We start from the raw sequence: 8,499 nt of genomic DNA, 5'->3' as shown, positions 1-8,499 counted from the left end.
GAGTGGAACGAGGTTCACTTCTTGCAAGAAACGCTCCGCTCGCGCGTGTTCTGGGCAGAGCGCACTGCGGAGCACCTGTACGTGATCACGGACAAGGTGGTGGATGAACATGCCCTGCTGATTGTGGAAGAAACCTTCCGGGTGGCGCATGTGACGACAGCGGGAGTACATCGCTTCGTCAAGCTGCTACTGGGGTTGTTGAACGCGGAGGGCGACTGTTTGGCGATAGGCATTCTGGAGCGCATCGACTTTGTCAACAGGACCATTACCGTGCGCACCCCCTTGCGCGATGTCTCCAGTATCGCCATCCTGCGCTTCGGAGGGTTGAACGTGCGCCCTGATGGCAAGGAGGTTGGCGTGGTCAAACCGGGCGAGATTTAGGAGACCAGGATGAAGAGGTATGCTTCTTCAGGCTGTTTTCGGAGCGAGACCGTGTTACCGTTGCGCCAATTGCTCGGAGCGTGGTGCCGGGGTGATGTTGCGCTCTGGCAGGCGCAGGCGAACATCAACTGGGATACCCTCATCGAGCAGGCGAGGCGACACGAGGTCGCTGGGTTGCTGTATACCCTCCTGCCCGAGGAAGCCCCCACCGACGTACGCGAGGCTCTCCGACGTGACTACCGCACCCAGCTGGCGGGCAACACTCTATACATGCAACACCTGGCGAAGATAGTACCCGCCCTACAAGGAGCAGGCGTCCGCTTCGCTGTAGTGAAAGGGGCCGCGCTGATAGCGACCACCTATACCGATTGGGCGCAGCGCAGTATGGAAGATATCGACCTACTAGTACACCCCGAAGATACACCACAGCTGCGGTCTGTGATGAACCACCTCGGCTGGCAAGAGGAAGATAACGACATTGCGGGCGCGCATTTCGGCGAGCGCTACCGCGCAGAGACCTCCTTCGTCTGTCGGGAGGGGGAGGTGTTGCTGCGCGTGGAGGGTCACCTAGACCTGCCTGGCTTTTACCCGCCCGCTCGCCCCGCAGTGTGGCAACAGGTGACCACCGTCTCCGCAGCGGGTATCGGCAAGCTGCCTGTGTTACACCTCTCTACGCATCTGAGCTACCTGTGCACGCATCTATACTATCATCACTGCGGGCAAGGGCTCAAGTGGCTAGTCGATATCGCCCTGTTGGTCTCGCGCGTACCCTGTTGGCACGACGTGGTAGTAGACGCTTACCAATACGGTACGACTCGCCCGTTACATTTGGCGCTGCACGACGTGGCAAAGTATTTGGGGATACCAGTGCCACAGCATATTGTAGAGACGCTGCGCTTCCTGCCCATGCCGATTAGCCTGCGCTTGCTGCTGGAGCTGTGCAAGCGCCCCGCGTTGCACTATTGGGGCATCCGCCTCCTTGATCTGTACCGGGCGCCTAGCTGGTCTATCCGTTTCGGCTACCTCTGGCGCAAAGTTGCCGCCCCCCGCTGGAAGCGGCGCACTTTGCAGCAGGAGTAGGTATCTGCTGCAGTCCTCCCTACTCGCCGTTGCGTGTAATGGGGCGACGTGTTATACTCTTTATAGTGTAGAATGGCTGGAAGGGGATTACGCGGCGTGGACCTGCAAACTTTCAAGGAACTAGTATATCGTGAATTCGGCAACCATCTCGAGCATGCCACTCCTGCAAACGTCCGTGAATTTCTAGACCGCTTGCAGGTACAGGAGGTGTCCCGACGACTACCGGGCGAGCGCTTTGAAATCCACGAGACAGGCACTACCTACGAGGAGATTATCAAGGACTTCTTCGCGCGGGTGCTGGAGATGCCCCGCGATGACGCCATCATTCTGCTGTGGACGTTGGCGATTGACCTCGCGTTCGCCGCGGTGGAGCATCAGTACGGGGAATACTTTGCCTCCCTGTTTCAGGACCTAGACCAGGCGTAAACTTCAGAGAGGTCGCGCTACCCTCCCCCTTTCCATACCTCCGCCGTTCCAGACAGAGCAGCCGTAGCAGCAGGACATCATCCGTCAGTGAAATATCTCCTCTCCAGCTTCCCCTTCTGAGAGTGTTCAAGCAAGAGGGCGATAGCCTGCCTCGCAAACCATAGCACGCTCTATCGCATCCGCCATCATGGTCAAGACGGAGTGTAACCCTCCAGTCAGAGATGGTTTGACAATTGGAGGGTTACGCTCCGTCGCGTTCTGCGAGGTCACGACGGAGCGTGACCCTCCAGAAGGTTTTGTCCCAATTGGAGGGACGCGCTCTGTCGCGTCCCCAACATGTCATGCTGAGCCAGGTCCAAACATCTTTCTCACAATGTCGGAGAGATTCTTCGCTCCGCTCAGAATGACAGAGGGCGCCTCACGTGTGCCACTACCAACACGAGGGATTCTTCGCTCCGCTCAGAATGACAGAAGGCGCACTCACGTGTGCCACTACCAACACGAGGGATTCTTCGCTCCGCTCAGAATGACAGAGGGCGCACTCACGTGCGCTACTACCAACACGAGGGATTCTTCGCTCCGCTCAGAATGACAGAAGGCGCACTCACGTGCGCTACTACCAACATGGCGCCCGACAAACTGTTTAGCTCGTAGTGAAGCACGGGAGTGCTTCTCTTTGACAAACAACAGGGACTTCAGAATGACGAGGTGGTTACGACGGAGTGTGCTCTTTAGGGGGTTCACAGGAGTAGCACTCCGCTTGCTTCGCCCAGTAACGTTGCTTTGGAGATTGTCCGAACGCCTTTTCCCCTCTTGCACTGCTTTGTGGGCGCAGGGTACACTCTATGCGTGGTAACCGTCGAACGCAGGTGATTAGGACTAGCGAGGAGCTATTACATGGAGCCGCTGATTACGTTGCCGCTGTTTCCATTACATGCTGTATTGTTCCCGGGCATGCCGTTGCCCCTACATGTTTTTGAGGAGCGTTATCGCCAGATGATGCGGATGGTTCTCGAGCAGGATCGCCAGTTCGGCGTAGTGCTTATCCGAGAAGGCAAGGAAGTGGGCGGTCCGGCGATACCGCATCGCTGGGGTACCGTTGCGCGTATCACTGCTTTGCAGAACTTACCCGATGGCAGCATGAACTTGTGGACAGTCGGCGAACAGCGCTTTCGCATCGTGAAAATCCATCAACAGGAACCCTTTTTGATAGCCCAGGTACTGCTTTTGCCAGATGTTTGCAACGGCTGTGAACATCGCACTCTGCACCTAGTTCATCGCGCTACAGATCGTCTGGAACAATATGTACGCCTGCTCTTTAGCCCAGAGGGCAGTAAGCACTTCATCGTGGAGCTTCCTCACAACCCGCGTGTACTTGCGAACACCATAGGAGCTATCCTGCAGGTTCCCCTCATCCAGAAGCAGAGACTCTTGGAAATCGACGACGTAGCACAACGGCTGGAAGCGGGGATGCAGTTGCTGGAGCAGGAGATGGAGAGGATGTTGCAGCATACGGTGGAGCAGTCCTCCGCGAAAGCGGTACATCCGTTCCGCCCGGAAGGGAAAGTTGTCTCGCGGAACTAAGTAGGAGGTTCCCCCAAATGCTTACTGTCACGCTGATTCCCGGAGACGGCATCGGGCCGGAAGTCGTCGAGGCAGCGGTGCGCGTCGTGGAAGCCTCGGGTGTGCCCGTACAGTGGGAACGGTTCGAGGCGGGCACCGAGGTGATGAACAAATATGGTACCCCCCTGCCTGAAGAGGTTTTTAACTCAATACTCAAAAACCGCGTTGCCCTCAAAGGACCGATAACTACCCCTATCGGCGCAGGTTACACTAGCCCCAACGTGACCCTGCGCAAACGGTTGAACCTCTTCGCGAACGTGCGCCCCGCGAAGAACCTGCCAGGTGTGCGCACACGCTACGAAGGTGTGGACCTTGTGGTCATCCGCGAGAACAGCGAAGACTTGTACTCTGGGCTGGAGCATATTGTGGTGCCCGGTGTGGTAGAGAGCCTAAAGATTATTACCGAGCGTGCTAGCCTGCGCATCGCCCGGTTCGCTTTCGAGTATGCTCAGAAGCACGGACGTAAGCGCGTGACCGCTGTGCACAAGGCGAACATTATGAAGCTGAGCGACGGGTTGTTTCTGGAGTGTTGTCGACGGGTGGCGCGCGACTACCCGCAGATCGAGTACGAGGAGTTGATTGTAGACAATACCTGCATGCAGCTGGTGACGCGCCCCGAGCGGTTCGACGTGATGGTGATGGAGAACTTGTACGGCGACATCATCTCCGACCTATGCGCGGGGCTGGTAGGGGGCTTGGGGCTAACGCCGAGCGCGAACGTTGGGGAGGAAGGTATCGTCGTGTATGAGGCAGTGCACGGCTCCGCTCCCGACATCGCCGGGCGCAACCTGGCGAACCCGATTGCGCTCATCCTCTGCGCGGCGATGATGCTAGAAGACCAGGGAGAAACAGCCGCCGCCGAACGCATCCGCCATGGAGTGTACCGCGTGTTGAGCGAAGGCAAGACACTCACACGCGACCTGGGAGGCACGGCGACCACCACCGAAATCACCAACGCCATCATCGAGGCGATGGGATAGTTGGCGTCTCTAATCTGGATATAGGATAACCTTACCGCATTTACCCGTGTCAATCAACTCCATCGCCTGCCCAATCTCCGAAAAGCCCATGCGGTGAGTAATCACAGGACGCACGTCCAACCTGCCTGAAGTGAGCAGCTGCTGCATCTGCTCCCACGTCTGGTACAGGCGTCGCCCGACAATTCCCTGCACCTCCAGCCCCTTGAAGATAACGTCCTCCGCGAAGTCCACCTCAATCGGGTCGCTGGGGATGCCCATCAGCGTCACCCGCCCACCGGGACGGGCGATGCGAAAACCTGCTACCACCGCCGCAGGCGCCCCCGACATCTCCAAGACGACGTCCACCCCCTCACCCTGCGTCTGTCGCAAGATGGCTTCTACGATATCGTCCTGCACCGGGTTGAGCAGCACGTCCGCGCCCATCTGCTCCGCCAGCTGGAGACGATAAGGATGCTTTTCTACAGCGAATACCTTGCTGGCATGGCAGGCGCGGGCGATACCGATGCTGAACAAACCCAACGGTCCGCACCCTAGCACAGCGACCGTACGTCCTTCCAGCGGTCCAGCCAGTGCGGCGTGCACCGCGTTGCCCAGCGGATCCTGAATCGCTGCCACCTCCACAGGAATCTGGGCAGGAGTAGGGCGGGCGTTGGCTTCTGGCAGCACCACCAGCTCTGCCCACACACCATCGACGTCAATACCCAGAATGCGCGTGTTACGGCAAACATGCGCTTGTCCATGCTGACACTGGTAGCACGTGCCGCACACCACGTGCGACTCGCTGGCGACGAAATCACCTACCTGACGCTCCGTAACCCCCTCTCCCACAGCGACCACCTCGCCCGCGAACTCGTGCCCCAAGATGCGCGGTGGATGGATGCGGTGCGCCGCCCAGTGGTCCCAATGCCAGATGTGCACATCAGTACCGCAAATAGACCACGCCTGCGGCTTTACCATCACGTGACCAGGGGGAATCGTGGCAGGGTCTGTTACGTCGATTACCTCGCCTCCCGGTTCGGGACGGGCTTTCACGATGGCGCGCATATTAGCTAGCTCCTTGTCGCAGCGTTCACGATTTCATTATATGCCCTCCCGCCCGCTCGCGCAAGCAAGGGTCCTGCCATGAACCCTATCTGCGTGTTCTCCGTCTGAGAGATGGTAATCCTGCATCGGGAGGAAAGGGAGAATGCAACACTGGAACTGGCGCCTCTTCGCAAGCATTCTGTTGCTCTCCATGCTAATCGCCGTGTCCATAGCACAGCAGCGACACACAACGCGCACGCCGAGCGACCTCAACGTCATCCTCATCGGCTGGGATGGAGCGGGGCGCGAGCGAGTGCGCCAGTGCCTGCAACAGGGGGAGTTACCTCATCTTGCCCAACTGGCTTCCGAGGGGAAGCTGGTGGCTATCGACATCCTGCGCACGACAGATACTAAAGCAGGCTGGACGCAGATACTCACTGGCTACGAACCCGAGAAGACAGGGGTATACAGCAATGCCAGATACCAGCCGATTCCTCCAGGATACACCCTCTTCGAGCGACTAGAGCAACACTTTGGAAAAGACCGCATCGCGACGGTCGCCGTGATGGGAAAAAGGGGCAACGTCGACGCCGACCCACCTACCAAGGTGTTGGCTGAGCCTATTGAGCGACGTGCGCGCGCGGGACGTGCGCCCGCGATGCAACGGCTACGGCAGGGCAAAATCATCACGGAGAATGGGGTGCGCTACCTCGTAGAGCCGGGCAAACCGTTCTACCATGCTAGGCAGGCGATGGACGTATTCATCAACGGGCTGATACGCGACGATGCGGTCGGCGAGAAGACATTGGAGATGCTGGAACGCTACCAGCATCAGCGCTTTTTCTTCTTTGTGCACTTCGCCGAGATAGACCACCAGGGACACCAGTACGGGGAGAACTCGAAACAGTATATCGACGCCTTGAAGTCCGCTGACCGCTGGTTGGGGAACATCGTGTGGAAGCTGAAGGAGCTGGGACTGTACGAGAAGACTCTGATTTACGTGACCTCCGACCACGGCTTCGACAGGGACAGGAATACACACGCCGATGCGCCCTACGTCTTTTTAGCGACCAACGACGCGGGCGTCATGCGCCGAGGTACTCGCGCAGACATTGCCCCTACCATCCTACACCGGTTCGGGATAGACCCGAAGAAGCTCGATCCGCCACTAGACGGGCATCCCCTGACCCAGCCTTACCGACCGCCAATATGGTGAGGCTTCCAACGAAAGGTGGCGTCGCTACACATCGGGCATTGTAAGCAGGTCGGTCGCTTGACAGGGGCGCCCTGTTGGGTGTATAATAACCTCGCTACCGCGGTCGGGGTGTGGCGCAGCTTGGTAGCGCGCCTGGATGGGGGCCAGGAGGTCAGCGGTTCAAATCCGCTCACCCCGACCATTTCCTCATCTTTCCTCAGCAAACCTGGCGAACCACTGCAGGAAACCTCTACACAGACACAGAAAGCGATAAGGTGATTGAATTCATCTACTGGAAGAGGTGAGGTCAGCGATGTGTGGATATCGCAGGTTTGCTGCTGTTTCCCTCTGCATGGCGAGCATCCTGTGTGCAGTAGCAAGGGCGCAAGCTTCACCCCGCCTCTCCCCAGACACTCCCGCGAAGCAAGGCAACCTCCTCATAGAAAGGGTGTCAGTAGAAAGACGCACGTTCCAGAAGGGGGATGCTCAGTTCAACAACGAACGGTGCATCGTGCTGCGTGTCAGGGAGACGGTCGTGAGTAGAGGTTCACGCCCCCCGATGATAGCATTTTATGTGGTCACACCAGAAGGGTTCAGCGAGCGGCTACCTGAAACAAGCTCCGCGCCACCGCCACTGGCACGTGCGGGGGAGCCGTATACCGTGACGCGCGAGCTGTGCATGCCTCTGGGTTATCCCGACAGCGTATCCTATCTGGATGTCGTGGCGCGCCTGCATGGACAACAGGGGAGTAAGCCACTGGCTCGCTGGAGGTTGGTCAACCTGCCTCGCTCAGTGCATGCGCTCAAACCGCCCGTGCAGACGCAGAACACGGCGCGCACAGAAGACTTCGAGATACAACTGGAGGCGCGCTCCGAGCCAGGCAAGAAAAAGGGGGACGAAGATTTCGGCGAACTGCTCATGGTTCACTATCGCACGCGCGTGCTGAAACCGGGCGCGGACATGCATCTACACTGGAGCATCGTCGAGCAGACGCCAGAATGGGCGGCGGAAGGAGCAACCGCCCTCAACGAGGAGATAGTCAGCGCCCTGCATGACTCTGACCAGTGGCGCGGCTCTGGAAGCACCTCCCTGTTTCTCCACTATCCACGCTACCAGCGTTACGTCCGTCTAGTGCTGGAGGGCTGGCTGACGCGCCGTCGGCAAGAGGAGCGTGCAGTGACCTTGCCTGTGCGCCAGATGCGAACGGAGCATGGGCGCATTCTGTATGTTGCTGCGCCTGATAAACCGCTGACCGTTGTGACAGGGGCTGGCACGGTCATGTTCCCCCCTCTGCGCGAGCTACAGGGATACAAACAGCTACATGCGATGGGAAGGAGCACGCAGTTAACAGACGCTACTATCCCGGTGCACATCTTTTATCGCGTCCAGCGCGCTGCTCCCATCGAGAGGAACACCGTGCGGATCGATCCGCCCCTTACCCGGGGCGGAGGAGGATTTAGTCATATGAGCGCCTCCGCAGGCTTTCCCTTCGAGACATTGGTATCCCATGTCTCGCTGAACGTCCTGCGCCAGGGAGTGCAGTTGAAGGTTCTGGGTGATAGCGAGCTGTGGACGGGGAAGAAGCATCGCGTCAGCCTGACGTTGCCCATCCAGCGAGAGGCGGAGTAGCTTCGGGCATGGTACAGCCTCGGCTTGACAACAGTGCGCTAGTGGTGATACAATCTCAGATGGCGAGTACTGCAGGGACGAGGCTTCGTACGAAGCAGCGCTGTGTCCTGTGACTCGTTGCGAGGCGCGCCCGTAGCTCAATGGACAGAGCATCAGACTTC

At 58.6% G+C, this 8,499-nt stretch carries 8 protein-coding genes and 1 tRNA gene; 8 read left to right on the top strand and 1 reads right to left on the bottom strand.

Annotated features, from left to right (window positions below):
- From NZ585_14765 to NZ585_14745, 5 genes are all read left to right on the top strand, one after another.
- A partial coding sequence (locus NZ585_14765) for a hypothetical protein (protein ID MCS7081294.1) occupies positions 1 to 381 on the top strand: 381 nt, incomplete at its 5' end.
- 9 nt (positions 382 to 390) lie between these two features.
- A complete protein-coding gene (locus NZ585_14760; protein ID MCS7081293.1) occupies positions 391 to 1,461 on the top strand; it encodes a nucleotidyltransferase family protein in 1,071 nt (356 codons plus the stop codon).
- Positions 1,462 to 1,557: 96 nt separating this feature from the next.
- On the top strand, positions 1,558 to 1,887 hold the full coding sequence (locus NZ585_14755) for a hypothetical protein (protein MCS7081292.1): 330 nt from the start codon (positions 1,558 to 1,560) through the stop codon (positions 1,885 to 1,887).
- Positions 1,888 to 2,784: 897 nt separating this feature from the next.
- Entirely contained in the window at positions 2,785 to 3,471 is a 687-nt protein-coding gene (locus tag NZ585_14750) for an LON peptidase substrate-binding domain-containing protein (GenBank protein ID MCS7081291.1), read from the top strand.
- 17 nt (positions 3,472 to 3,488) lie between these two features.
- Positions 3,489 to 4,490 carry an isocitrate dehydrogenase (NAD(+)) gene (locus NZ585_14745; GenBank protein MCS7081290.1) on the top strand — a complete coding sequence of 334 codons (1,002 nt, stop codon included), beginning with the start codon at positions 3,489 to 3,491 and terminating at the stop codon, positions 4,488 to 4,490.
- A gap of 9 nt (positions 4,491 to 4,499) precedes the next feature.
- On the opposite strand, the gene tdh is transcribed toward NZ585_14745, so the two are convergent.
- Positions 4,500 to 5,534, bottom strand: a complete 1,035-nt coding sequence (gene tdh, locus NZ585_14740) for an L-threonine 3-dehydrogenase (GenBank protein MCS7081289.1) — start codon at positions 5,532 to 5,534, stop codon at positions 4,500 to 4,502.
- A 142-nt stretch (positions 5,535 to 5,676) separates the two neighbouring features.
- Here tdh and NZ585_14735 point away from each other — a divergent pair, with 142 nt between their 5' ends.
- From NZ585_14735 to NZ585_14725, 3 genes are all read left to right on the top strand, one after another.
- On the top strand, positions 5,677 to 6,729 hold the full coding sequence (locus NZ585_14735; GenBank protein ID MCS7081288.1) for an alkaline phosphatase family protein: 1,053 nt from the start codon (positions 5,677 to 5,679) through the stop codon (positions 6,727 to 6,729).
- 104 nt (positions 6,730 to 6,833) lie between these two features.
- Positions 6,834 to 6,910: transfer RNA gene (locus NZ585_14730), tRNA-Pro, on the top strand.
- A gap of 357 nt (positions 6,911 to 7,267) precedes the next feature.
- Entirely contained in the window at positions 7,268 to 8,338 is a 1,071-nt protein-coding gene (locus NZ585_14725) for a hypothetical protein (GenBank protein MCS7081287.1), read from the top strand.
- Positions 8,339 to 8,499 lie beyond the last annotated feature (161 nt).

The sequence above is a fragment of the Chloracidobacterium sp. genome, assembly GCA_025057975.1.
Lineage (GTDB): Bacteria > Acidobacteriota > Blastocatellia > Chloracidobacteriales > Chloracidobacteriaceae > Chloracidobacterium.
Note: the sequence above shows the minus strand (reverse complement) of the source record. Positions and strands in the feature narration are given on the sequence as shown.